The organism is Paraburkholderia sp. NPDC080076, from assembly GCF_050281145.1.
Taxonomy (GTDB): Bacteria; Pseudomonadota; Gammaproteobacteria; order Burkholderiales; family Burkholderiaceae; genus Paraburkholderia.
Window position 1 is genome coordinate 316,589 of sequence record NZ_JBNNWQ010000006.1, and the last position, 26,163, is coordinate 342,751.

A 26,163-nucleotide genomic window follows, 5' to 3' on the forward strand; every position below is an offset into this window, starting at 1 on the left:
CCGGGCCGATGCGTCCAGTCGAGGAACGGCTCAGAAACTTGCTGGTCCGCTCACTGGAAGGCGACGCCGCGTCGTATCGAGCGTTTCTGCAGGACCTGACCGGACATCTGCGGGCGTTACTGCGCAAACGGCTGCACTATCTGCCTCATGATATCGAAGACGTCGTGCAGGAAATCCTGCTGGCCGTGCATAACGGACGCCATACCTGGCGCCCGGACGAACCGCTGACCGCCTGGATCAACGCGATTGCGCGCTACAAGCTGACGGACCATTTGCGTGCGCGATCGCGTCGCGAGGCTTTCCAGGAACCGCTTGATGACGAAGCCGATATCTTCGCCGCATCGGACACGGAACCCGCGGACGCAAGGCGCGATGTGCACAAGCTGCTCGACCAGCTACCGGACCGTCAGCGTTTGCCGATCGTGCACGTCAAGCTGCAAGGGCTAACCGTCGAGGAAACGTCGCGCCTGACCGGCTTATCGGAATCGGCTGTGAAAGTAGGCGTGCATCGCGGGCTGAGGGCTTTGGCCATGAAGATTCGAGGGATATCCTGATGAAAACGGAGGATCTGATTTCGATGCTCGCGACAGGCGTTGCGCCTGTCGAACGACATGTCGCTGCAAAGCGCTTTGGTGGAGCGCTCACGTTCGGCGCAATGGGTGCGCTTGCGATCGTGATTCTCGGTTACGGCGTGCGGCATGATATCGCCCTTCTCCTGCATGCTCCGCTGTTCTGGGCGAAGCTCGTGTGGCCCACATGTCTCGCGGTTGCAGCGTTGGCGGCCTGCGTACGCCTCGGGCGACCCGGCAGGGTTGTAGGGGGCTGGTGGGCCGTACTCGCGACGCCGGTGGCACTCGTGTGGCTTGCCGCACTACTGGTGCTCTGGTTCGCGCCGCCCGAGGCGCGTGAGCACCTACTAATGGGTCGCACTTGGCGCTCGTGCTCTTTCAACATCGCGCTGATCTCGTTACCGGCCTTCGCGGCCGCGCTGTGGGCGGCGCGTGCTCTCGCGCCGACGCGGCTTCGCCTCACGGGCGCGGCCGCCGGACTTGTTGCAGGCGCGATCGGCGCGCTTGCCTACAGTCTTCGATGTCCGGAAATGAGTGTGCCGTTCTGGGCAACCTGGTATCTGATCGGGATGTCGATTCCGACGGCCGCCGGGGCACTGCTTGGGCCGACGCTCCTTCGGTGGTGAAGTTACGGGGCGAAGCACTGTAGCGAGGGGCGAATGGACCGTCCAGAAGGCAGTGGGCCGGCGGCGCCCGCGGCTGAAAGCGCCTCGACTGTGCGTCTGTTCGATAAAACGAGCCTCGCCGCAATCTGCTTGATTTGCATACTTCTCGAACGCCGCGAACCGTGTAACGGCCTGGTTGTCGAGTTAAAAATTGCTATTTCGGGCCGGACATTGATTCACTCTGCCGTTAGCGATACCCTTAAATCGTTCGTGGTCGTCGAATGCTGGTCAACCCGGAGACAACCGCTTCGTGAAGCAAGCGTGGGCTTTCCCGTACATCCTCGCCTTGAGCGCGATCCTCGGCGGATGCGGTAAGGACGGATCGCAAAACGCTACTCAAGCATCGGGCGCATCCGAGAGTCAGGCGCCGGTTCTGCCTGGGCAGGCCGCGAGCGCCACACCCGTCGCATCGGGCACGCTGGCCACCGTCACTAAAGCGCAGCTGTCGGCGGAAGCTGCCGAGACACTACGTCTGATCAAAGCGGGCGGCCCTTTCCCTTTTGGCGAGGACGGTGTCCTGTTCCGCAACAGCGCGGCATTGCTGCCGCAGCATCCGCGTGGCTACTACCACACCTACACAGTTCGCACGCCTGGCTCGGCGGATCGTGGGCAGCGCCGCATCGTATGTGGTGGACCGCGCAAGCAGACCGGCGACTGCTACTACACCGACGATTACTACGTCAGTTTCAAACGCATTGCAGAATAACTTGAGCCAATGAAAAACGCCCCGGGCCTCTCATAAAGGAGACGCCGGGGTGTTGTGTTTTCAAAGACCGTGCTGCGATGGCACGACCGTTTGCATGCGACGCCGTGGGCGTGATTTGTCGCGGCGATGAAGCGCGCGCAAATCAACCGACTCCACGAAGATCCTTGCCGCGATGCCGGCAACCGACCACCACGGTGTGCTTGGCGAAACGCAGTTCGATTGAAGAGGCGACCTGCGGCACGGCGTGATTTCGCTGTACAAATACGCGGGAGGCCATCCAGGCGTGCGGCACTGTTCGCACTTCCACACGAAGGCATGCGGACATCTCGGCGATCCTCCCGAGCTCGCGCCAGACCGTGCGGAAAAAGTCTGGCGCACGCGGAACCGAGCGCAAAAGAGCCGAACACTACGCAGCCAGAATTTCCTTCACCGCACTATCGATGAATTTAACATCGACAGCGTTGGCTGCGGGGCCGCCCGCAAAATGACCCCAAACCGATTCGATAGGCCGCAACTGTGCATTGGGCATCTTCGAAACCTCATACTCACTATCTTCCGGCGGAAAATACAGATCCGTGCGCCCGGGCATCACGATAGCCTTTGCAGTGATACTGGCCAACGCTCGATCGAAATCTCCCTTGTATAGAGAATTCGCGGAAATATCGCCGTACTGCCAACTCCACATCATCGACAAGATATTGTTCGCGTCCTTCTTCAGGAAGTCGCCTTCCCAGAACTGCGTAATGAAGTCCTCGAGAGAGCCATACCCCATCGCTTCCATGTCGAGCCGTTGACGCAGAAACGCCTGCGAAAATCCCCATCCGGCAAACACCCGCGCAGCAGCGCGCATTCCACGCGTCGGCGGTGCATCGTAGAAACCGTGCTTGAATTCCGGGTCCAACAGCAATGGAGCCTTAAGCCCTTCGATAAACACAAAATTGTGCCGCGAGCACCGCGCCGCCCCGCAGAACGGCAGAATGCGTTCGACCATTTCCGGATACATCGCAGCCCAGTGGAACGCCTGCATCGCGCCCATCGACCAGCCGGTGACGAGCCTGAGCGACTCGATGCCAAACTTCTCGGTCACGAGGCGATACTGCATCGCGACGTTGTCGTAGAGCGTCACATGCGGAAAGCGGCCGCGATCATAAGGGGGGGGATTGTTGCTTGGCGAACTCGATACGCCGTTGCCAAACATATTCGGCACGATGATGAAATACTCCCGCGGATCGAGCCCCATGTGCTCGCCGATCAGCCATTCATTGTCGACATGGCTGCCGCTATAAAACGTCGGATAGACAATCGCGTTGTCGCGCGCGGCATTCAGCCGGCCATACGTCTTGTAGCTGAGCAGCATGTCAGGGAGCGTCGCACCGGACTGCAGCACGACGCGGCCGAGATTGAAAGTTTCGAAGTCTGTCATGTGAGCCTCATATTCAATTGGCGACGACGTTAAGGAATTTTTGGGTGCGCTCGTGAGTCGGGTTGTCGATGACCTGCTGCGGCGTTCCTTGCTCGATAACTTCGCCGCCGTCCATGAAGACAACGCGGTCGGCGACATCGCGAGCAAAGCGGATTTCGTGCGTGACCACGACCATCGTCATGCCTGCATCGGCCAGCCCGCGCATCACGCCAAGCACTTCACCGACAAGTTCTGGATCGAGCGCCGAAGTCGGTTCGTCGAAGAGCATCAACTTGGGCTTGATCGCGAGCGCACGCGCAATCGCCACGCGCTGCTGCTGCCCGCCTGATAGCCGATGCGGCAGAAAATCCGCGTGCGCGGCGAGGCCCACGCTCTTCAACAACTCCCGGCCGAGCGCTTGCGCTTCGGCACGCGGCACGTCATAGACCTGCCGCTGTGCTTCGACGATGTTGTCCAACGCACTCAAATGACTGAAGAGATTGAAATGCTGGAACACCATGCCCACGCGCGCTTCGGCGCGTGCGCGTGCGAGGTTGTGCAGGGGCCGCACCGTGCCGCCGCCCCCCGGTACTTCCCGGTAACCCACATACTGCGAATCGACCTTGATCGTTCCCCAGTCAAGCGGTTCGAGATGGTTAATCAGCTTGAGCAGTGTGCTTTTGCCGGAACCGCTCGGGCCGAGGATGACGACCACTTCGCCATGCCCGATCGACAGGTCGACGCCGCGCAATATCTCGCGCTTGCCATACGATTTCCAGACGTTCCTGCACGCTACAAACGGTTCATCGCGATGCCGCGGCGTGCGACTTTCGGCAGGCAGCAGCGTCCCGATCCATGCGTGATCGTTCGCTTCCGGCTCTTTTGCGGCGACCGGAGAGTCAATCGGTGCGTCGAGCGGTTTCACATTGCGCGTCGAAGGGCGCAGTCCGAACCACGACAACGTGACCTTTCGGTCGCGCTCGTGATCGAAGATGCTTTCGAGCCACACCTGAAGCAAGGAGATCCCGCTCGTCAGGACCAGATAAATCACCGCCGCCGCGCCGAACACGGTAAAGAACTTGAAGTTCTGGCCGACGACCTGTTGCGAGCGAAACGTTAGCTCGTTGACGAAGATCACCGACGCGATCGACGTTAGCTTCAACATGCCGATGGTGTCATTGGCGAGGCCCGGGATCACCGCGCGCATCGATTGCGGCAGGATAATGCGGCGTAACGTCAGCAACGGTCCCATGCCGAGTGCGGCGGCGGCGGTCGATTGCGAACGGTTCACTGACAAGATGCCGGCACGAAACAGTTCAGCGCTGAACGCCGCCTCGTTCAATGCAAAGCCGATAACCGCGGTCGTGACTTCATCGAAACGCAAACCGATCAGCGGCAACGCGTCGAAGATGAACACGAGTTGCAGTAGTTGCGGTGTGCCGCGCACGAACCAGATATAACCCCACGCCGCTGAGTTCAAGGCCTTGAATCGTGACAGCCGCATCAGCGCAAGACCGAGCCCGAGCACCAGCCCGATCGACATGGCTATCAGCGTAATCTTCACCGCGATCCACGCGCCGCCGAGCAGGAAGGGCGAGCCGACATAACCGGCCAGCTCCTTGAAACCGTCGAACACCTGAGCGCCATCGAGACCGGCGGCCATCGCCGGCTGCAATACGAACATGGCAACCATACCGAGAGCGCCGACTACGATGTGTTTGATACGCAATGCCTTCATTTCCGAACCTGATCCATGACGCTACCGGCACACGACACGGTGTGCCGCGCAGGCAGCCTTTATTGAGTAAGCAGTGTGGTCGGCGTTTGCAGCGACGGATCTACGCCGTATCGCTGAAAGGTCTTCTTCTGCGTCTGATTGGCCTGCATGATCTTGAGTCCATCGGAAACGGCGGCGATCATATCGGCGTTGCCTTTCTTCACGCCCACGCCGATCTTCATACCGCTCGTCACCATGAAGCCGCGCATGTAGAGTTGTGGGTTCTGTTTCGCGAGACCGTCGACGAGCGCCAGGTCGTACATCATGACATCGGCGCGATGGCTTGCGACGAGGCGTGCGCCCGACGCGATATCGGCGGACGTCATGATGGTCACGTCGGGCTTGCCTTCGGCTTTGCATTTGGCGGCTTGCGCCTGCGCCATCGTCAGTTCGACGGTGCCAATGCCTGCCGTGACCGTGAGGCCGCAGAGCTTGGAGATGTCATCGATCTTCTTGGGGTTGCCAGCCGCCACCAGACCGCCCGTGCCGGCCTGCATATACGTAACGAAGGTCGTTTCCTTCGCCCGTTCCGGCGTGTAGTACAGCAAGTCCCACATCACGTCGATCTGTCCGGCACGCAGCGCGGGCAGCAGCCCCGGCCAGCCGGCAGTGAAAAATTCCGTCTTCACGCCGGCGCAGTCGAACACGGTCCGGGCCATGTCTGCATCGGCGCCGATGATCTTGTTGAAATCCTTGCTGTCACGAAACGCATATGGAGGCGACTCGGGGTCCACGCCGATCTTGATGGTCTTGCCCGCAAGCGATGGATATTTCTGAGCCACCTTGGACGGTTCGCATGATTGCGCTGAGGCGCCTTGTGCGAGGAGAAGACCGGTGAGTGCGCACAGCAGCAGCTTGATTGCCTTTGACATGAACATGGCGAATCCTATTGAGGTTGAAGGAAATATGGGCGGAAGAGGGCGGCATGGCAAAGTGAAAATGAAGTGATCTAATGCCCGAGAAAGTCCATGTGGTTTGCAATCGAACCAGGCGTGGTGATGCAGACCCGGCCTTCGTCGCGCGCGCGGGCAATATGTTCGAGTGCCCGCCGCAAGTGACACAAACGATGCGGTTGTCCCATCAGGTACGCATGCAGCGCAATGCCCATCACCAGCGGTTCTCGCGCGGATTGCCGCAGCATTTCCTCGAAGTGATCGATCACCAGATCGGCGAACGATTTCGCGTCCATTTGGCGCGCAAGGATCATCGGGATATCGTTGACCTCCTCCGGATACGGAATCGCCCACAGCGGGTGACCGTTGCGCGTAAGCAGGCGCGTGGGCTGATCGTCGTGACACCAGTTGAGCGTGTACTGGTAACCCGCTTCGGCCACCAGATCGCTGGTGACATGGCTCTCCGAGAGCCACGGCGATAACCAGCCGGCCGGCTGTTGCGCGCTCTCCGCCGCGATCCGCTCGCGACATGCCACGATCAGCGCGCGTTCGTCGTCTTCGGTCAGCGTTCCTTGTCGGTCCGAATTCGTATGGCCGTGCGCGACGAGTTCATCGCCACGCTGAGCGAACGCGGCGACCAGTTCGGGGCAGTGATCGTAGAGCGCCGTGTTGATGATGGCCGCGGTTGGCAGTGCGAGTTCATCGAAGAGATCGAGACAGCGCCATGCGCCCACGCGCAATGCGTACTCACGCCACGCGTGATTGAGCACATCGGGTTCGGGCATCACCGGGCCGATGGTCGGTCCCAGTCCTTCACCGAACGCAAAGTGCTCGATGTTGAAGCCGATATAGACCGCCAACCGGGAACCGTCGGGCCAACGATAAACGGGGCGGCCCTTAATCGGCAAATATTGAAAGCGCCCGTGGCCGGGCAGCGTGCGATGTGCGGGAGAATCCATGGTCCAGTGAGTCCTGTCGAACGGCGCGTGCGCCTGTGTTCAAGTCAGAACCCATGGTAGGGAAGCCAAAATCGCGGCATCGAGCTTGCTGCGAACAAACTCTTGTACGCACGCGTATCGGAGGTCGCTACTCGCTACTTCACGCGGTGAAGAGCGACTTCCGGATGATCGCGTGCACGCCCCAATTGCCGTCTACCACCTGCGTCACGCCGAAGTCGACTGCGACCGAGATCAGAGAGATCGCCTCATCTTCGGAAAGACCCTTGGTCGTCATCAGGAAGCGCCGGGTTTTGATGAACGCGTCGCGCATCGCGAGATCGAGCGTGGATTTTTCGTACACAGCGCTTTGCGCGCTCGTGCCGAACTCGGCCAGATAGTTCGGATAGCTGAAGCCGTGAAGAACCCATTCGTCGGCGGTTTCGACTAGCGGATAGGTGAGGTCCGCAAACACCTGCCTGCCGAGCGTCTCTTTCTTGTGGAGCACCAGTTGGAAGTCGCCGGTGAGCGAACATTCGATCGCGGTGCCGCACAGTTCTGAATCTCCTTGCGATGCATGCGGGTCGCCGACGGAGAGCAGAGCGCCCGGCACCCCGACTGGCAAGAACACGCTCGCTCCACGCGTCACGCGCCAGTTGTCGAGATTTCCGCCGAAGGTGGAGGGCGGGATCGAATCGATCAGACCATCCTGCTGCGGCGCGACCGTGATCACGCCGAAGTGTGGACGTACCGGAATCTGGACGTTCTTCAGGATGTCGTGATTCTCGACCACCGTCGAATGATCGACTGGCACGCCGGGATAGTCGATTGTCGGATGCATCACGCCAAAGGGGTCGCGCTGAGGTGTCCAGCGGAAGTTATAGACAGCGCGCGCGCAGGCGGTTTTGCCTGCGGTGGCGTCGGCATCAAGTTCATAGATGGTGACGACCTCGCGCGGTTTCGGCTCGGTCAATAACTCGCGATAGTGGAAGCCCCACCACGCAGCGGCATTGCTGCCGAACGCGCGGCCGGCGAATTTAGGATTGGCGCAACGGCGCGGGTGAATGTCGAGAATGCGCACTTCCAGCACATCGCCGGGTTCCGCGCCGCGCACGGCAATCGGTCCGGTACAGATATGCACGCCGAAGCCTTCACCCGCGCCACGTCCATAGATGGACGCATCCATGGGACCGGCGCCGCGGCGATTGACGTTCTTGTGCCCGGCGGTCCAGTGGAACACGCTTTCAGCGCCTGGATCACCCTGCACCATGCGCTCCCAATCATCCGCCGCGTGTTGCGTGAGTGTTTCGATCGTCACCGTGTCGCCGCTGTTCAGCTCGAGCACGGGCTTCAGATCGTGACTGAAGTAACCCCAGTGAATTGTGTTGGCCGTCGCGCGCAACAGATGATGACGCGGCTTGCCGGACTCGCGGGACAGGGGTGCCGAAGGCGCTTCAGGCTGCTCGGCGGAGCCGGTCTCGTCCGCAACTTCATGAACCGCACCCTGCTCGGCGAGCTGTGCCTGCACGATCAGACTCCCGGCGTTGACGGGCAAGCCGCGCGAGATTCGCCGCACGAGAAGGCGCGCTAATTCAAGACCCGCTTCATGCCGGAAAGTGCGTGGCGACGCGCCATATTGCTCGCGAAACGCACGGCTGAAATACGCGGGGTCGTTGAAACCCCAGCGGAAGCAGACATCGGCAATCGAAAGCTTTTCATACAGGGGATTGACCAGATCCGCGCGACAGCGCTCCAGTCTGCGGGAGCGCAAGTAGGTCGAGAAATTCTGTCCAACCGCTTCAAACAGTTTCTGCAAATAGCGCGGCGACACGCGCTCTTCCTTCGCTATCGATGTCAACCCGAGATCGGGGTCAGCGAGATTGCCTTCGATGGTTCGACATATACGCGAAAAGAGCGCGGCCTGAGACGGCGTGAGGCCACTGAAGCTGCCTTCCTTGTCGTGCCCGACGAGACTTGCGACCAGAAACTCCGCGAGCGCGAGTTCGAGGGGGCGCAGATCGTCGAGTGACAACGTCTCCACGCTTTCAGCAATCGAGCGCAGAAAGCCGGAGAACACGTGACCGATACCGGCGTCTCCGGGCAAACGCCCGGCACGCAGTGAGAACGGTGTAAGAAGGCGTGCGTTGATGGCGGCGCGGGGCACGCGGATCACGAACGCACGGAAGTCGGAGGTGAACGACAGGCCCGCTTCCTCGCGCGACGACGCATAAACAATATCACCGGTCGCAACTCGCGCGCGCACACCGTCGGCGACGAGCGTTACGCCGCCGTCGAGATGCAGCACGATCACGAGACTGTCGGTGCCGTCGACTTTGAGCTCGATAGTTTGCGCGAACGCGGCCAGCGCGATCAGTTCAAAGCCGTTGCTCGACTTGCGCGACTTGATGGTTCCATGCAAGTGGCGCGCGGCTGCCTGAGGCGCGCCGCAGCGCAGACCAAGCCTGTCGAGCGCCTCGTTCCATGCTCGCAGGCGATCTACTTCGGCGTACGACTCGGTGGTGAAACGCAGTAAGTCCAACCCAGGCTCCCGGACCCTGACGAACGTCAGTCGAGTGATTCAAAGGCAATGTCCGTGCCATCGATAACAACGCCGTTAGCGCTGTGGCGCTGCGCTAAGACGGTGCGTGGACGCACTGCTACCGCGCTGCGCTACAACTGTGCGCGGACGCACCGTCGTAGCGCACGCGCACAACTCACGCGCGAGGCTTTTTCTTCGGAGGAAAAATGCTGCGGGGGATCTTGCAATGAATGCCCTGACGGCCATCGACGACCTGGGTCACGGAGAAATCCGCGGCGACGCTCATTAGCGAATACGCGTCGTCGCGGGACAGGCCTTGCTGCTCGGTGAGCAGCAACAACATATCGCGTGAAGCGTTTTTGGTCGCGATGTCGAGGTCTTCATCAAAGCCGTGGACGATCCAGTATTCGGGCGTTTCCAGCAGCGGCGAAGGAAATCTGAAGTCGCGCCGCAGCACGATCTGGAACATTACATTGAGCGACGCCTCGATCGCGGTGCCGCTGATTTCGCCATCTCCTTGCGATACATGCGGGTCCCCGATCGAGAACAACCCGCCGTCCACGGCGACCGGGTAGTACATGGTGGAGCCCGCGCCGATGCGCCAGTTATCGATATTGCCGCCATGTGCGCCCGGCGGCACGGTGCTTACGCGGCCCGCCACATCGGGCGCGACGCCCGCCGTGCCCAGATGAGGGCGCACCGGCACGCGAATGCCTTCGAGCGCGGGTTCGCGGCAGCAGTCGCGAATCTCCGAGCGCTTGCCCGGCACGAGATATTTGCCGGGATAGTCATACCCATACAGCGCGTGAGCGGTGTTCGATGCCTGATCGAGTTCGTAGATAGTGACGCGTTCTTTCTCGAAGTCGGTGAACAGATGACCCCAGTGCGCCGCGAGATTCGAGCCGTAGTTGAAGCGCGGAATCATCTGCAGATAACGTACCTCAAGCAGGTCGCCGGGCTTTGCGTCCTTCACGAAGATCGGTCCCGTCATCAGATGCACGCCGGGTTGGCGATCGGATTCGGGAATCGTGTCGTAGAGCGCGCGCACCTTGTCATCCATCATGAGGTCGGGGGCGTCGCCTGCATGATGCGTGATCGCTTCGGCGCGAACGAAGTCGCCGCTCTCGACGATCAGCGCGGGCGCTAGCGCCGCGTCAAAATATCCCCAGTGAACATTTTTCTGGATAGCTGGCAGGTCATGAAGCATGCTTTCTGAAGCTCCGTAAGAGTGTGCGATCGGTGCAACGCGACCGATGACAGATCGTACGAGCGACAGAATAGATACACTTGGGTGACTGCGTACAAAAGCTTGTGCGTGGGCGAAGCTCGTTCCGGCACCACCGCGCTTACGAGGGTCTTGTAAGGTCGGCATCCAAGTCCACGACGATGCCGTCGGGGAGGCGGCAATCCGCGACGATCGTCTTGACGTCGGATCCGTCGGGTTTGACCGAGTGAATGCGGCCACCGCTCAATTCGAGGAGAGACAATCGGCCGGAGCGGGTCGCGTCCGCGGAAACATTTGTTCCGCCGATTTGGGGCATGGTGCGTTCTTCGGGTCACTGCCAATGGAAGAGAGACTGAATGTGGGGCGCGACTGTGTACCCCCGGGGAGCGGTCTCGTCCATCATCCGCCGCACGATATCCGGCTCTGCGGCCGGGGTGCCGACCCGAGCGATTGCAACTCGAGCGATACCTGTTCGGCGACGTTCTGCCCAAGCCGGCTGCCGACGAGTTTGAGCATCAGATCAAGCGGCGCGGTACCGCCGACGCACGTCAGGCGATCGCGGTCGACCACGAACAGTTCGTCTGCAAAATGGACTCGCGGAAACTCCTTGCGCAACACGTGCAGGTCTTCCCAATCCACAGTGCAGCGGTAGCCGTCGAGCAAGCCCGCCGACATCAGCGCATACGCGCCGGTGCACATGCCACCGAGTGGTACACCCTGCCGCGCGAGATCGCCGAGCAGCTCCCTGACGCTGCTATCCACCGCGCTGCGGATTTGCGTGCCGCCGCAGACGATCAGCACGTCCGGCCTGCCTGCTTCTTCAAGCGTGCACGCGGGCTTGAGCGTGATGCCGTTGCTGGCGCTCACTGGCACGCCATCGGGTGTAAGGATCGACCATCGATAGTGCTGCGCGTGGTCGACGTGATTCGCCACGCGCAGCACTTCGACCGCGCTCGTGAACGCGATCATCGAAAAGCCGGGCAGCGTGAGAAAGCCAAAATGCGCAAGGCTCTGCAACGGCAATTCATTCCTGGCTGACGTCACTTCACTCTCCAAGATGCTTACGGTAGGTCTGGTGGTCGCGGAAATCGCTGGTTTTCGCGGCGGCGTGCTGCTCTCTACCTGTTCAGTTCTGTGCGGCAGGCCGCTCCGCTCGTACGCGCATTACGCTGCGCAGGCCTGCGAAGCGCGGCGCGCTGACCGTGCCCGGGGAGCGGCCGAAGCTCTCGGTGATACGATCCAGCATGATCGCGAGCAGCACCACCGATAAGCCGCTTTCGAAGCCCAGCCCGATATCGAGGCGCTGAATACTGGCAAGCACATCGTTGCCGAGACCGCCCGCGCCGACCATCGACGCAATGATCACCATCGACAGCGCCAGCATGATCGTCTGGTTCACGCCCTGCATGATCGACGGCAACGCGTTGGGAAACTGCACCTTGTACAGCAATTGCCACGGCGTGCAGCCGAACGCCTGCCCCGCTTCGACGATCTCGCGATTCACGTGACGGATGCCGAGGCTCGTCAGACGCACGGCGGGCGGCATCGCGAAGATCACCGTCGACAGAATCCCAGGCACGCGGCCGAGGCCGAACAGCATCGCAGCCGGGATCAGGTAGACGAAGGCGGGCATCGTCTGCATCAGGTCGAGGATCGGTCGCACGACCATCGCGACGTGCTTGTTCTTTGCGGTCCAGATGCCGAGCGGCACGCCGAACACGAGGCTGATCAGCGTGGAAGACAACGTCAGACCCAGCGTGATGACGGTCTGATCCCAGAACCCGGTCGCATAGATCAGTAATTGCGATAGTGTCGCGAAGATCGCAAAGCGCCAGCCGACCCGCCACAACCCGATTGCAATGAAGAACGCCATCAACGCCCACATCGGAACGGCTTGCAGGCCATGTTCGATCAATGCGGCAAAACTCTCGATCGCCTTGCCGATCGAATCGAAGGTACTCGCGTCGTGATCGAGCAGATAGTGAACCGATTGGTCGACCCAACGGCCGAGTGGAATGATCTCAGACATGGCCACCTCGATTGCGCGTGATTACCTTCAGAACGTCCGCCCGATCGACGGAACCGCAATAGCGGTCTTCATCGTCGACCACGGGCAGCGCGGTCGAGTTCGCGCACACGCGCGACACCACGTGATCGAGCGACGCGCCACGCGAAATGCATTCGACCTTGCGCAGCGACGGCGACGCATTCCCGATCGCATCGCGCGTCACGAAGCCGCGAATGCGGCGCTCCGCATCGAGCACGAACGCGTATTCGGCGCTGCCGTTCAACGACGCTTCGACGCTCGACTGATCGAGAATACGCACGAGCGGCACGCCGTTCGTCCGCATCAGATCGCCCGCCGTCAGATAGCGGCTCGTATCGACGCCTTCGAAGAAGGCACGCACGTAATCGTCGGCGGGGTTCGCGATGATGTCTTGCGGCGTACCAATCTGCACGACACGGCCGCCTTCCATGATTGCTATCCGGTTGCCGATGCGCAGCGCCTCTTCGAGATCGTGCGACACGAACACGATCGTGCGGCGCTGATTGTTTTGCAGTTCCAGCAGTACGTTCTGCATTTCCTTGCGCTTGAGCGGATCGAGTGCCGAGAACGCTTCGTCCATGATCATCAGCGACGGGTTCACCGCGAGCGCACGCGCGAGACCCACACGCTGCTGCATGCCGCCGGACAGTTCGGCCGGCAGCTTCTGCGAGAACGTCGCGAGGCCGACCTGTTCGAGCACTTCGAGTGCACGCTTTTCACGCGTCTTGCGTCCCATGCCGGCCACTTCGAGACCGAAGGCGGCATTCGACAGCACCGTGCGCTGCGGCATCAGCGCGAACGATTGGAACACCATGCTCATCTCAGTGCGCCGCAGCGACATGAGTTCGGAGCGGCGCACTGCGGCAATGTCGCGGCCATCGATGATAACTTTGCCCGCCGTCGGCTCGACGAGCCGGTTGATCAGGCGGATCAACGTGGATTTGCCGGAACCTGACAAGCCCATCAGCACGAAGATCTCACCTTCCTGAACGTCGAACGAGACGTTGTGGACGCCGACCACCTGGCCTGTTCTGGCAAATATCTCGTCCTTGGTGGCGCCGTGCGCGAGCATGTCAGCCGCCGCGTTGGGATTGTTTCCAAAAACCTTGCAGAGACCTTCGACCACAACCTTTGGGGAATCCATTGAATTCATGTCCTTGTGGTGCAGGCGCCAGCCTGCACATTGATGCCTCCGTGGCTTTTCGTACTCGCCGGGCAAACCAGGGTGATAGTCGCGCGCAGAGCGGCTTTCAGCAAAGCTCGGCCGTTCGGCGGCTTTGGCGCAGTGGGTGACTGCACAGGCGATTGATCAACAGGGACTCTTGAATCAAACCATCAAGATTTGAACGAGACGTACGTCTACCCCTATCAGCGAGAATGCGAGAAACACGCGAAGACAGCAGGTGGATCTCGCCACCGACATCAGGTAGGAGCCACGAAACTAACTAAGAAATCATTGCGTCTTAGCAACCCAGCTATCCACGCGCTCCGCGTGCGCCGCAATCCATGCATCAGCCGCCGCCGTAGGCTTGCTGCCATTCTCGGTCGCCAGCATGACGCTATCGATCTCACCCGGTTTCCACTGGAATTTCTTAAGGAACGCAACCACAGGTGCGGCCTTCGTCTCGAGCTGTGGGTTGATCACGTTATCAACATGCTCGGCGCCGCCAAATACCTTCTTGGGATCGTCCAGAAATTTGAGCTTCCACTTGGCGAACATCCAGTGGGGCGCCCAGCCTGTCACTACAACCGGCTTGCTCCCATTCATCCGTCGAGCGAGTTCTGCGGTCATTGCGCTGCCCGAGCTCGGCATCAAAGTCAGGCTGAGGTTATAAGCCTTGATGGCGTCGTCGGCTTTCTTCATCACGCCCGCACCTGCGTCGATCCCGACGATACGATCGTTGAAATCCGCTTTGTGTGCTTCGAGATCGGCAACGCTATTCTCGGGCACGCTCGCCGGTACGACCAACCCGATCTTTGCATCCGGGAAATTGGTGCCGAGGTCGGTCACTTTCCCTTTGAATTGCTCCCAGTACGCACCATGTGTCGCCGGCAGCCAGGCTGACAGCGTCGCATCAAGATCGCCCCGTGCGACGCCCTGCCACATGACGCCTGCTGCCACAGGCACGAGTTGAACCGGATATCCCAGTCGCTTCTCGATAATGCGTGCGGCCACGTTCGACGTTGCGACGCTGTCGTCCCAACCTTCGACATAGCCAATCTTGATTGGCGGTTTGGTATCCGCTGTCGCACTGACGGATGTACTCATCATCGTTACCATTGCTGTGCCCAACACACTGCACAACAATAGTTTTTTGAAAGCCTTCTTCATTGATTTCCTTTGCTTGTTAACCATAAGGAGAAAACCGCTGACTTGTTCATGATCGCGCTGTCATCGTGCCGTCCAAGGAGTCGGGCGAATCCCGGCAATACGACATGCCCGGTGTCGATAAAACGCGATCAGATGCGCTGTGGGTTGCGGCGTGTCGAGCGATACTTCCGTGCAGCCGCGAGTGAGCGCTCAATGCTCAACGAAGGCGAGCATCAACTTCCCGATTCCCCGTCCTGATACGCGGGGATGACAGCGAACCGGACAATGCTGGTGACGTCGTCTCTGCGATAAAGGTCACCAGAGGAGGGCCCATAGCGCGTACAGGGTCATCGTTCCGATGATTGCGCGGGTCTGTTTCAACGCACTCAGCGTCGCGCGCTTCTGCTGCTGGCGCAAGGCACCGGAAAATGGAGAGCGGACATTCCGCCTTGCTCTGCGTGCGAGTCGAGGACTTCCGCCAGCTCATCCTCTCCGGTTACGGCGTGCTCGACAAAGAATGGCCACACAGCGTGCGGCCTTCACGCGCCTTCATGTTGAACGACCGGAATCAGCAAACGTAACATGTCATTGCCCTTGTATATCGTTTGCATGCTTTCATTTCAACAAATGCAGCATCAAGGCGCCGAAAAAGTTTTAGTTCGATGCATAAAGATGCCGTCAACGTGGCTCGGAACTGGCAACACGAAGGTGCAGCGTGCCCCTTCGTGCGTAGCCCGGGAGATGGATGGCTTTCACACGTCCAGCAGCAACTGTTGCCGCATCGAATGAAGAACATGACTCGCAGCTGGTGACGCCAAATCGCGTCTTATTGTTTGCCTTCTGCTGTGCAGCGCTGACGGCGAACCTGTCGTCGCGGCAAGCGGCTCAATTGGTTGCCGTAACTTACTCGAACCGCTGCCCACTCGAATCCATTCACTGATGGTTTATATAACCGATATCATGGCAGCAGTTTTCCACTGCACACGACAGTACCCTTCCAACCTATCGTTCACCATTCCGATGTCCATAACAGTTAGCTTCCACGTCGAAGTGCGCGACTGGATTGCCCACAATCTCACGCGCGGCGTCGCGCCACAGGCGATCGTGCGCGAGCTGATCGATCGAAATAACGCAGCGGAGCTCGCGTCGGCAATGGTCGATGCGGTCTCCTCGGCTTTTTTATACGGCACACCGTTGCCAGGCGAGACGGTCGAAATCGGCGGTGCGCCAGTCACTTACGAAGTGGAGCCACTGCGCGTGCCGGACGGTGCGACGATCCGGCTCGGTGAGCGCAAGGTGCGCGTGATGTCGCGGATGCACCGGCCATCCTCGCTACTGCTCGCGGATTTTCTCACCGCGAACGAATGCGAGCAGCTGATCTCGCTCGCGCGGCCGCGGCTGGATCGTTCGACCGTGGTCGATCCGGTGACCGGCCGTCATGTCGTGGCTGGCCACCGCAGCAGCCACGGCATGTTCTTTCGCTTGGGCGAAACGCCCCTGATCGCGCGCCTCGAAGCGCGGATCGCCGAGCTCACCGGCCTGCCGGTCGAGAACGGCGAAGGCCTGCAACTGCTGCATTACGAAGCGGGCGCCGAGTCGACGCCGCACGTCGACTATCTGATCGCGGGCAACCCGGCGAATCAGGAGTCGATCGCGCGTAGCGGGCAGCGCGTGGGCACGCTGCTGATGTATCTGAACGATGTGGAAGGCGGCGGTGAAACCGTGTTCCCGCAGCTTGGATGGTCGATAGTGCCGCAGCGCGGCCATGCCCTCTATTTCGAATATGGAAACCGTTTCGGGCTCTCCGATCCGAGCTCCCTACATGCGAGCACGCCCTTGCGGACGGGCGAGAAGTGGGTGGCCACCAAATGGATCCGTACTCGCCGCTTTGTGCCTCGTGATCAGGCGTAACGGTTTGCGGGGCGGCTAAACGCGCGCCCCGCCCACTGCGTTTCAGCGCACGAAGACTTCGTCGGCGACCCAGCCGTTCGACGTCAGATGCACGCCTTCGCGCAACTGCATCGTGCCCGCGCCCTCGATCACACGTTTGATCATCGGGAACACGCGCTGCGCATCGGCATCTTTGGCCCACGGTGACGGATCGATCTTGTAGGTATAGATGACCGAGGTGGCGGTCTTACCTTCCACTTGCATTGGCCGTTCCCATCCCACCACCTTGTCGAGCGTGAGCGTGGCTGCACAGAAATCAGCTGGGTGCGTGACGCGCGAAGTGGCGGTCGCGACGACTTCCGGAATGTGCAGATAGTATTTCTGCCCTTCGGCTGTCAACTGGTACTGGCGAGCGTTCGCGGTGATCTTCTTGCCGCTCGGGTCAGTGCGTTCGACCACCATATCCTTGCCCGCCACGATACCGAGTTTCTCGAGCACCGGCATCTGTACCGCGTCGCGGGTACCGGAGGCGACATCGTCCGTCGTCACGTAGATCGGCCAGTCGTATTTGGCGAGGCACAAGTGGCCGCGCTGGGCCAGAAAGTCGTTGATGGTAGCCGTGAAATTCTCGCGGCTAACGTCTTGGCTCTTGTCGTGGCAGCCAGCGATCAGGGTCAGGGCGCTCAGGGCAAGTGCACCGCAAGCAAGGCGGGCGGCGATGGAACGTCGCGTCATGGTGTTTGTTGCTCAGGTTAGGTTGCTAAGGTACGGATAAGACAGAGCACGCGGCCTGCCTGGAAGGGCAGGCCGCGAGCGAGGATCATCGATTTTGTCAATTTACGCAGGAGCCGCTGGTGGGCGGCGTGGCGGGCGGTTGATAGCCATCGGTGAGCGTGTTCAGGAAGCACACCAGGTCGGCGATGTCCTGCTGCGTCAACTGCGGCGTCGAATGAATCGGGCGCGGCTTTGCACCGTCGGCCGCCGTCGTGCCACCTGCGTCAGTCTGGCCTTGTCCCATTGGCAGTTCTTCGTCGATATTGCCCTGATAGGCCGCGGGCAGATCGTTGAAGGATTGGGCCGTCGCACCCGACGCGGCGGTCGGGAACAGCGCGAAGGACGGGTTCTGCACCTGGTGGCTGGAATCGCCGCCATTGCTTGGATACCAGTATTCAGGGTTGGTGTCGCGCGTGTTGTAGAAATTGATCACCTGCACGAGCGAGTGGAACACGCCGTTATGGAAGAACACGGACCGCGTCGCGACGTTGCGCAGCGTCGGCACCTTGAAGCGGCCGCAATACGGGTCGGGGACATTGACGCCGGTGAACGAATCCGGACCGGCGCCGCTCGTCGCGGAGCCCGGAATGTGGATCGTCGCATACGGTCCGCACAGACCCATGTCGACGAATGACGCATTCGCGTTGGCCGGAATCGGATCTGTGTTGTTCGGGATCGACGCGTCGTTGCGCGGCGCACCGATCGCCTGGTAGGTAAAGTCGGTCATCAAACCAACCGAGCCCTGGAAGTTGGCGCCCACGTAGTGGCAGGCCGCGCAGCCCGCGCCGTTCGTAGTGTCATTGAATAGTTTGAGACCGCGCGTCTCGGCGGCCGTCAGCGTGCCACCGAGCTTGTTGCCGATATACAGGTCGAACTTGCTCGTGTACGTCTCGAACGACGGCTCCTCAATCTGGAACTGCTGCAGCGCGTCGCCGATATCGTTGAACGCGGCCATGGTATTGCCGAACACGCCCTGACCGTACACCTGCTGGAACCGCGCGGCGTACGGCCCGCTCTGTACGGCCTTCACGACGACATCCGGCGAGCTGTTGTTCATCTCGATCGGATTCAGCAACGGAAACGCCGGCTGCGTAGCGAGCGTCGTGGCGCGACCATCCAGCATGAAGCCACCGCCGGGCGCGTTCTGCGTGACGCCGTCCGGGTTCGCCGCGTTGTCGTCGTACGGCGGCGTCATCGCTTTGTAGCGCAGCGACGGCACCGCGCGCACGCCCGACAGCGACGGATCGGAGCCGAGCTGTACCGACAGGCTGTTCGGTGGCCCGTATGCGTAGGCCGGGCTATGACAACTCGCGCATGCCATGTTCTTGTTGCTCGACAGAGATTTGTCGAAGAAGATCGTTTGGCCGAGCTGCGCCTTCTGGCTTAGCGTCGAGGCGGCAGGCGCCGATGCGCCAGATGATGGGCTTGACGCGTCGCTGCTGGACGAGCTACCGCCGCCACAGGCGGCCAGTATCACGGAAACGGAGCAGATTAGAGCAAGAGATAGCGTACGCATGGTTGGTATAGTTTTCGCCGGGAAGTCAGTTTCCGGGCGACCCCGTAGTCGCACGAGGCGAGGTGGCCGGGAAAATGTGCGAGATGTTCAACAAAAGTGCCGGGTAACGCGCGAGGCATACCCGGCATGCAGCTGCGATGGTTTCAGACGGGGAAAGGGCGGGCCCTTTCCCCGTGACCGTGAAACTTACTGGATCGTCCAGATGTTGGTCTGGGTCTTGTCCGGACCCGGCTGGCGATTAGCTTCCTGCGTACCGATGATGTCGGCCGGATTCAGCTTCTGCGTATAACCCTGCGGCGTGATGTACGCATGGTTCATCGGACGGACCGAGTCGAAGTGCGTATCGGCGCTGTCCGCAAGTTCCGGCAGGTTCAGGATGTTCGCCGTGATGAAGCTCTCGGTGTACTTCGAGCGGGCGATGTACGTGGACTCCTGGCCCGGTGCCGGATCGGCGAGCTGGAACATGTCCTGAAGCGTACGCACGAGCGCGAAGTGGCTGTACGCGTCGCTATCCTGGATGCCCTGCGCGCCATGGTTCGTGACTACGCCGAAGATCGAGTTGCCGTGACCGTGGTTGCCCTTGTTGTACTGCGTCGTCGTCGTCGGCGTGTACTTGCCGTTCGTGAACGTGAGCGGTTCAGCGGCCGACGTTTGACTCGGGTTCCAGCCGCAGCACGACGTCGAGCTACCTTCGCCTTCGTCGAACATCACGACGATCGCGACATGACGTTTCGGATTGTTCCAGATCGGTGAAGCCTGGATCTTGGTCACCACCTGCTGGACGTATGCGTCGCCACGCTTCACGAGGTTGTCGCCCTTACAGGTCGGGTCGTTACCCGTGCCGTGCATGTCGTCGCACTGGTCCGGAACCACGAAGTTGACCGCGCCAACGTCGCCGTTCTGCAGGTCCGTATCGAACTGGTCGAAGTTGTAGCCTGACGGGACCGGGTACACCGAAGTGTTCTGGAGCGCCGAAGCGTACTGCGTACCGAAGATCGTACGGTTGCTAGCGAAGAATTCCGGCAGCGAACGCGCGGTCTGGTAGGCCATGCCCGGGTGATGCTTCGTCTTGTACAGCGCTGACGGCATGTTCAGAGCCGGGCTGGTCAGGCCGGCGGTGACGGTGCCCGCGATGCCGTTGTAGCCGGCCACGACGGCCGGGTCGGCGATGCTGTCGGTACGCGGATCCTGGCCCGGGTTCATCGACTCGCTATACGTGCGCCACGCGAGGCCGGCGTTCGACAACTGCGTGAACAGGTTCGGCTGGACAATGTTGTGCGCAGCGGTCGTCCCCGTCGGACAAGTGCCAAAGCCGGACAGGTCACCGTTCGAGTTGGCCGGAACAGCCGACGTCGCCACCAGCGGCTGACCGTCCGATGCCTTGCCGCCCGGGAACGCGACGTCCTTCAGTGCGGAAGCGTCTACGCCGCAGCCCCACCAGTTGTCGTCGGTGATACCCCAGTCGTCCGCACCGCCGAGCGCGGTGTAGTTCGGTTCCGACGGGTTGCCCGTCGAGTAATAGGTCGTAGCCTGGTTCCACTTGCCGCTCGTGAAGTCGAGGTTGCCGGCGATGTACGGCGCGTCGCCCGAGCCCTCGATACCGATCGTGCCGCCCGTCGTGGTTCCGATCGAGCGGTTCTCGAGCATGACAATGAAGACCGCGTCATAGCGCGGAATGCCTTCGACGTTGAACGCAGCCTGCTGCGACTGCGCGAACGTGATCGGCGTCTGCGTCTGTGTCGGCACAACGGCCGTCGTCGAGCTCACACCCGCCTTGCCGACGAGCGACGGATCGCCGCCCGCAACCGCGAGGTTATCCGGGTACATGTCGCCGCGATCGAGCTTGGTCGTTGCGTACGTATAGCGGTTCGTCAGTGCATTGTCTTCAAACAGGATCGCCGACTGCTCGGCGCCCGACAGCTTGTTCACGTCGCCGAGCACGTCGGCGGCCGCGACAGTCGCTGCCGAAGCGGCCACACCCGGACCGCTCAGGCGCGTCGCGAGGTTGGCCTTCTCGGTGGCGTAGGTCGTGCCGTTCGCTTCAACCAGACGCTGAACTTCGCTCGACATCGGGCTGATCACGACGTTCGTCGCGCCCTGGTCGGCGACCTGTGCCGCCGAGGCGCGCAGGATCATGTGGCTCGGGGCGGCTGCGCCGGTCGCCGTGTTGGTGGCCTTGGTGCTCACGTCGGCTATCAGTTGGCCGGTGCCACTGGTCTTCAGCGTGAAATGGCCCGTGCTGTCGGTTGTCGCGATGGTTTCAGCCCCGTCGCACTTGCCGTTGCCGTTCGCGTCGACGCACACGGTCGCGCCAGCGTAGTAGCCTGCCTTGAGGATTGGATCGCCAGTCGTGCTGCCCGGCACGAAGCCGGCGGCGGCGACGGCGCCGGCGAATGTCTGCGTGGGGGCGTTGCTGGCCGCCGGTGTAGAGTTGTCATTACCTCCGCAAGCGGTCAGCACGCAGGCTGCCGCGATCGAAGTTAGAAGAAGAGTGGTGGTGCGACTTGTTGAATTGACCGACATTGTGGGGGAGCCCCTGTTGGTTGTATACGCCCTTCAGAGCAAACTCCGATTGCGCGGTGCAGCGCGTTCACTTGCAACTACGTGCGGAGCTTGCCTGGGATGTTATTAGAAGTGCAACTGCCACGACTGCCTTTAAAGCAGGGCGAATTGGAACACCCCAGAGTGAAACTTTAGCGGCAGAAACCTGAATATTGGCTTGCAATTCGCGATGGCGCGTCAACAGGACCTACCAAACATGTCTTCAGAAAGCCGACAAAATTGGCTCTCCGATAAATGTGTCCAGCAGATGTCGAAAAAAAAGTTGCAGTTCGCAATTAACTGGAAGGCAGCGGTTATTATCACGCCTCTCTCGGATAAACTCTGGCAGATTTTTTAGCTCCGAATCCACCTCTCGCGCTGATCCTCGGCCAGCACATGTCTGAAATTCTGATTGTTGAAGATGGCCCCTCGATAGCCGAACTGCTATGGCTACATGTACAGGAAGCGGGGCATCGACCTGTGGTTGCATGCACGGGGAAGAAGGCGAAGGAGTTAATTGATGAGCGGTTGCCGGCGGCTGTGATTCTTGGCTGGACGTTGCCTGACATGACGAGACTGTCTCTGTTGATGCCGGGGCGGACTTCTATCTCGTCAAGCCCTTTTCAACAAGAGAATTGTTTACTCATGTACAGGTTATGTTGCGCCCACAACCAAACGTGAACTCTCAGGATATTTTTTTTGAGCGTCCCTAGGATCACCGTGTCGCTCACGTCACATCGAGTATTCGTACGGCGGGAGGACTGAGAAGTTGCTGTCACGATGTCGCTGACAGGATTCAGGCTCCTACGGCTTTATTTGACGCATCCAGGAGAGGTACTTTCCCATGACGCATTTGTCCAGGAGGTCTGGATGGCACAACCCCATGCCAGTGAGCGCACGGTCGATGTCCATATCAAGTTCCTCCGCGACGCGTTTCGACCATGGGACACAATGATCGAAACGGTTCGGAGTCGAGGCTATCGTTTGTCGAGTTCTCCTTCTCACTAGTCGAACGCCGGTCAATCATCGTAGGGGCCTTGTCACGTTGCTGCGGTGGCCGCGTAAATCGGCGATGAAAAATACGAAATCACTCTATGACGGCCATCGCTTTCCGGCGGTGGTGATCGGTTGTGCCGTTCGCCGGTGCAGTGTGTATCGGCGGCGGTCGCGGTGGAACCGCTACTTTCACCTTGAACGCAGCAGCAATACTGTATATATTAACAGTACTGGTTATATATACAGGGTCGGCAATATGGAACATCTGATTCGTATTCTTAACGACAAGGATCGCCGAACGCTCGCCTGGCTGCGGGAGCAGGTCGGCGAGGCCGCCCTTGGCGCGGCCGCTGAGCGGTGCGGCGGGCCGACAAAGCCCTATGTGTCTCGTGTCTGCCGATGCCTAGGCCTGACGCCGCCAATATTCGGCGAGTCGCGCCCGCACATATCGACTGCGACTGCCGAGCGGTCACTCGCTTCAATCCGCGAAATTCTGGCCGCGGCTGCGGCAAGGCGCGGCCCCGGTTCGGTGCGTGTTTGACTCTTTGACGTCTAATCTAGCGAGAACGCCGATCCGATCACGTCACACCGGCCGCTTCTGACAGACGGATTCTGGAAGTGACGTTTGCGTCAGGTGAGAGCCATAGTCATTCAGCTTGGCAACGGGCACCGCGGCGCACGGTGCGACATGCACAGCTTGGCTCACGAGATCCGCATTTACGAGGACGGGGGAGCTGCTGGCCGTTCATCCTGTACTCGAAGGGCGTCGACGAACGTCGCTGCTGCCGGGACGTCGGCGTTCACACGAACCGCTTGCCTTTTGCTCTCGCGATGCGGCGAGCAGTCTGGTTAATCGTTGGAAGGGGATTTTCAACTTGCCGCTGTCCATCAGGAAAACGGTGAAACGGTCCTCAACTACGTTGACATCCCTTGCCACCGGTCGAATACGATTTATCATCCCACGGCGTCCAAATGATTGTCCGCAGATACCATCTCGTCTGCGGTGGCTGGGCAAGTGTCGCCTCGGGTATTTGAAAAGGCGGCCTCTTGGCGTTCCAGTAAATTACTCAAGTAATGATTTTGTCAGATCCTGTGCGGCGATAATCGGAGTCGTTTTGGGGTCTCGTGCGCCGCGAGAAATGACGTTGGCTTGCTATCAGAAGGCACGTCTGCCGCCCCGTGCGCGCGGCAACGTTTGTTCAGACCGTGCGGATGAATTCGTCTCATGAGGCTCCATGCGTTCGTCACTATCGCTTTCTGTGCGCCGATCCGTTTCGTCAGCCGCCTCGCGGGTGTTGTCGCCATCTGGTGTGATCGTTTGTGGTGTTTTGCTGACGCTGTTCACGTGCAGCCTTTGCGCGTGGGTGCTTTTCGAGTCACGCAACGATGCCTACAACCACGCCGAGGAAAATGCACGAAACCTGATGCTGGTCATCGAGCGGGACATTGCTCGCAACATCGAGCTCTACGATCTTTCGCTGCAAGCGGTAGCGGACGGGGTGGCGGATCCGCAGGTGATGGCACTCCCCCCGAGGATCCGAAGCGGGGTGTTGTTCGACCGCGCCGCTTCGGGTAAGTACCTCGGCTCCATATTCGTGATGAGTGAGCGCGGCGACATCGTCCTGGACTCCCGATTCATACCGGCGCGGGTCGGGAATTTCGCTGACCGTGACTATTTCAGCTTTCACCGCGACAGCGGCAACACCGGCCTCTACATCAGCAAACCCTACGCGTCACGGCTGCGCGACGGCGCGCTCACGATTGCCCTGAGTCGCCGGATTACACGCACGGACGGCTCTTTCGGCGGTGTCGTGGTTGGGACGCTGAGCATCGACTATTTCCGCGCTCTATTGGACGGCCTGTCCGTGGGGGAGCGCGGCACAGCGGCAGTGATCGAGACGAACGGAACCATGATCACCCGATTGCCCTACGATCCGAAGGTGGTCGGGCGAGACATCCGAAACGCCCCCGTGTTTATTCAGGCGATGTCGACAAACGAAGGTGCGTTCGCTGGCACTGCCTCAATCGATGGGATCCGCAGGCTCTACGTGTACAAGCACCTACCCGGGCTTCCGATCATCGTCGACGTGGCGCCCGCGGAGAACGACATTTACGCGGAATGGCAACGCCGGGCCAGGCGACTTGAGATCGTGATGGCGGTGTTCGGTGTGATCCTTGGGGCAGGATCGTTGCTGTTGTCGCGTGAACTACGGCGGCGACAGCTTGCGGAGTCGAAACTACAGCATCTGGCGCGTACGGACGCGCTTACGGGATTGAGCAACCGGGGCACCTTTGACGAAACGTTGCAGAAGGAATGGCAACAGGCCAATCGCTCGGGCCGTCCGCTCTCGCTGCTGTTCGTCGACATCGATCAGTTCAAGGCGTACAACGACTACTATGGTCATCAGGCGGGCGATGAGGTACTAAGAGCCGTTGCTCAATGCGTGGCTCTGTGCGTTCGCCGACCGGCCGACCAGGTGGCGCGGTATGGCGGCGAAGAGTTTGTGGTGACCCTTCCAGATACCGACGCGACCGGTGCCGCGAATGTCGCAGAGACCATTCGGCAAGCCGTATTTGATCTCAACATTGAACACGCCCAGAGCCGGTATGGCTGTGTGACCGTGAGCATCGGCGTGGTGACGTCGCAAGGGCGAGCGGTTCACGATGGCGCGATTCTGGTGAAGATGGCTGACTCGGCCCTATACGAAGCAAAGTCAACCGGCCGTAATCGGGTCTGCGAGGCATAGCAGCGCCAGCGCGCGCACGCAAACGACGCAGAGGGCGTACACAAAGGCAGCGGAATGGAGTTGCACCCGAACAGCAGGATGAACAGGAACCTGGCCGGTGCCCGCGCGGCCAGGCGATCACCGATCATTTCAGGCCGCACGTTCAGGTGGAATCGGCGAGCCACGATCACTGGCGATGAAGCGTGGTTCAGGGTCGATCTGGTGTTTTTCCATCGACGTCTGATATGCCTCGTCATCATCGATCTCAAGGTCGGTCACTTCAGCTATGCGGACGCCGGGCAGATGCATCTCTATCTGAACTACGCGCGCGAGCACTGGATGAAGCCTGGGGAGAATCCACCTTTCGGCCTGTTCCTTTGCGCCGAAAAAGGTGCGGCCGAAGCACCCTACGCGCTGGACAACCTGCCGAACAAGATTGTCGGCGGAATACCAGACAGTGTTGCCAGATGAGGCGATGATCGTGCAGGCGCTGGAGCGCACGACAGCGGAACTGGAGCGGCGTACCGGGGCTGCGTGAGATCCGGTCCCGACGTCCGACAGATCAGGATCACCCTGAGCGCCTCGCAAGAATGCCTTCCGGAGAATCTGCCTGATTTCGAACGGAAAGGACGATTACCGCCTGAATCCGCT

Annotated in this window: 19 protein-coding genes and 5 pseudogenes; 10 read left to right on the plus strand and 14 right to left on the minus strand. The window is 60.4% G+C overall.

Features of this window, described 5'->3' with window-relative positions; translation table 11 throughout:
* Positions 1–8 precede the first annotated feature (8 nt).
* The 4 genes and pseudogenes from ACQKRQ_RS25290 to ACQKRQ_RS25305 form a co-directional block, all read left to right on the plus strand.
* Positions 9–554 carry a sigma-70 family RNA polymerase sigma factor gene (locus ACQKRQ_RS25290; protein ID WP_132381368.1) on the plus strand — a complete coding sequence of 182 codons (546 nt, stop codon included), beginning with the start codon at positions 9–11 and terminating at the stop codon, positions 552–554.
* Entirely contained in the window at positions 554–1,195 is a 642-nt protein-coding gene (locus ACQKRQ_RS25295; protein ID WP_408180883.1) for an NrsF family protein, read from the plus strand. The genes ACQKRQ_RS25290 and ACQKRQ_RS25295 overlap by 1 nt, the downstream gene beginning before the upstream one ends.
* 289 nt (positions 1,196–1,484) lie before the next feature.
* Positions 1,485–1,940 carry a ribonuclease gene (locus ACQKRQ_RS25300; RefSeq protein ID WP_427480164.1) on the plus strand — a complete coding sequence of 152 codons (456 nt, stop codon included), beginning with the start codon at positions 1,485–1,487 and terminating at the stop codon, positions 1,938–1,940.
* 86 nt (positions 1,941–2,026) lie between these two features.
* A pseudogene (locus tag ACQKRQ_RS25305) lies at positions 2,027–2,160 on the plus strand (branched-chain amino acid ABC transporter substrate-binding protein); the annotation flags it as partial.
* A 186-nt stretch (positions 2,161–2,346) separates the two neighbouring features.
* Here the strand turns inward: ACQKRQ_RS25305 and ACQKRQ_RS25310 are convergent.
* The 11 genes and pseudogenes from ACQKRQ_RS25310 to ACQKRQ_RS25360 all read right to left on the minus strand — a co-directional run bounded on the left by ACQKRQ_RS25310 (position 2,347) and on the right by ACQKRQ_RS25360 (position 15,039).
* Positions 2,347–3,363, minus strand: a complete 1,017-nt coding sequence (locus ACQKRQ_RS25310; protein WP_427480301.1) for an alpha/beta fold hydrolase — start codon at positions 3,361–3,363, stop codon at positions 2,347–2,349.
* Between the two features lie 13 nt (positions 3,364–3,376).
* Entirely contained in the window at positions 3,377–5,080 is a 1,704-nt protein-coding gene (locus tag ACQKRQ_RS25315) for an amino acid ABC transporter permease/ATP-binding protein (RefSeq protein ID WP_427480165.1), read from the minus strand.
* Between the two features lie 59 nt (positions 5,081–5,139).
* Complete coding sequence (locus ACQKRQ_RS25320) at positions 5,140–5,997, minus strand: ABC transporter substrate-binding protein (RefSeq protein ID WP_132381031.1); 858 nt, start codon at positions 5,995–5,997, stop codon at positions 5,140–5,142.
* A gap of 71 nt (positions 5,998–6,068) precedes the next feature.
* Positions 6,069–6,971: a polysaccharide deacetylase family protein gene (locus tag ACQKRQ_RS25325; protein WP_427480167.1), complete on the minus strand. Its 903-nt coding sequence runs from the start codon at positions 6,969–6,971 to the stop codon at positions 6,069–6,071.
* A 139-nt stretch (positions 6,972–7,110) separates the two neighbouring features.
* On the minus strand, positions 7,111–9,486 hold the full coding sequence (locus tag ACQKRQ_RS25330) for an acetamidase/formamidase family protein (protein ID WP_427480169.1): 2,376 nt from the start codon (positions 9,484–9,486) through the stop codon (positions 7,111–7,113).
* A gap of 175 nt (positions 9,487–9,661) precedes the next feature.
* A complete protein-coding gene (locus ACQKRQ_RS25335) occupies positions 9,662–10,693 on the minus strand; it encodes an acetamidase/formamidase family protein (RefSeq protein WP_132381025.1) in 1,032 nt (343 codons plus the stop codon).
* Between the two features lie 139 nt (positions 10,694–10,832).
* A complete protein-coding gene (locus ACQKRQ_RS25340; protein WP_427480172.1) occupies positions 10,833–11,027 on the minus strand; it encodes a hypothetical protein in 195 nt (64 codons plus the stop codon).
* Between the two features lie 146 nt (positions 11,028–11,173).
* Positions 11,174–11,755 (minus strand): annotated as a pseudogene (locus tag ACQKRQ_RS25345) (AraC family transcriptional regulator); the annotation flags it as partial.
* 82 nt (positions 11,756–11,837) lie between these two features.
* Positions 11,838–12,740: a choline ABC transporter permease subunit gene (gene choW, locus ACQKRQ_RS25350; protein WP_408290625.1), complete on the minus strand. Its 903-nt coding sequence runs from the start codon at positions 12,738–12,740 to the stop codon at positions 11,838–11,840.
* A pseudogene (locus ACQKRQ_RS25355) lies at positions 12,733–13,902 on the minus strand (quaternary amine ABC transporter ATP-binding protein); the annotation flags it as partial. The gene choW and the pseudogene ACQKRQ_RS25355, both read right to left, overlap by 8 nt.
* Before the next feature lie 309 nt (positions 13,903–14,211).
* Entirely contained in the window at positions 14,212–15,039 is an 828-nt protein-coding gene (locus ACQKRQ_RS25360) for a glycine betaine ABC transporter substrate-binding protein (protein ID WP_408315669.1), read from the minus strand.
* A 1,050-nt stretch (positions 15,040–16,089) separates the two neighbouring features.
* On the opposite strand from ACQKRQ_RS25360, the gene ACQKRQ_RS25365 reads away from it, so the two are divergent.
* Complete coding sequence (locus ACQKRQ_RS25365; RefSeq protein ID WP_427480174.1) at positions 16,090–16,980, plus strand: 2OG-Fe(II) oxygenase; 891 nt, start codon at positions 16,090–16,092, stop codon at positions 16,978–16,980.
* Between the two features lie 42 nt (positions 16,981–17,022).
* Here ACQKRQ_RS25365 and ACQKRQ_RS25370 read toward each other — a convergent pair whose 3' ends face one another.
* The 3 genes from ACQKRQ_RS25370 to ACQKRQ_RS25380 all read right to left on the minus strand — a co-directional run bounded on the left by ACQKRQ_RS25370 (position 17,023) and on the right by ACQKRQ_RS25380 (position 21,772).
* Positions 17,023–17,694, minus strand: a complete 672-nt coding sequence (locus tag ACQKRQ_RS25370) for a hypothetical protein (protein ID WP_427480176.1) — start codon at positions 17,692–17,694, stop codon at positions 17,023–17,025.
* Positions 17,695–17,791: 97 nt separating this feature from the next.
* Positions 17,792–19,249, minus strand: coding sequence for a cytochrome-c peroxidase (locus ACQKRQ_RS25375; protein ID WP_427480178.1), 1,458 nt, complete (start codon positions 19,247–19,249; stop codon positions 17,792–17,794).
* A gap of 186 nt (positions 19,250–19,435) precedes the next feature.
* Positions 19,436–21,772 carry an alkaline phosphatase family protein gene (locus ACQKRQ_RS25380; protein WP_427480180.1) on the minus strand — a complete coding sequence of 779 codons (2,337 nt, stop codon included), beginning with the start codon at positions 21,770–21,772 and terminating at the stop codon, positions 19,436–19,438.
* A 798-nt stretch (positions 21,773–22,570) separates the two neighbouring features.
* Here ACQKRQ_RS25380 and ACQKRQ_RS25385 point away from each other — a divergent pair.
* The 5 genes and pseudogenes from ACQKRQ_RS25385 to ACQKRQ_RS25405 form a co-directional block, all read left to right on the plus strand.
* Positions 22,571–22,798, plus strand: a complete 228-nt coding sequence (locus ACQKRQ_RS25385) for a winged helix-turn-helix domain-containing protein (RefSeq protein ID WP_427480181.1) — start codon at positions 22,571–22,573, stop codon at positions 22,796–22,798.
* A 64-nt stretch (positions 22,799–22,862) separates the two neighbouring features.
* A complete protein-coding gene (locus ACQKRQ_RS25390) occupies positions 22,863–23,327 on the plus strand; it encodes a hypothetical protein (protein ID WP_427480183.1) in 465 nt (154 codons plus the stop codon).
* A 128-nt stretch (positions 23,328–23,455) separates the two neighbouring features.
* Positions 23,456–23,595: pseudogene (locus ACQKRQ_RS25395) on the plus strand (IS21 family transposase); the annotation flags it as partial.
* Between the two features lie 426 nt (positions 23,596–24,021).
* Entirely contained in the window at positions 24,022–25,533 is a 1,512-nt protein-coding gene (locus ACQKRQ_RS25400) for a sensor domain-containing diguanylate cyclase (protein WP_408180897.1), read from the plus strand.
* Between the two features lie 174 nt (positions 25,534–25,707).
* Positions 25,708–26,050, plus strand: a pseudogene (locus ACQKRQ_RS25405) (PDDEXK nuclease domain-containing protein); the annotation flags it as partial.
* Between the last annotated feature and the right edge of the window lie 113 nt (positions 26,051–26,163).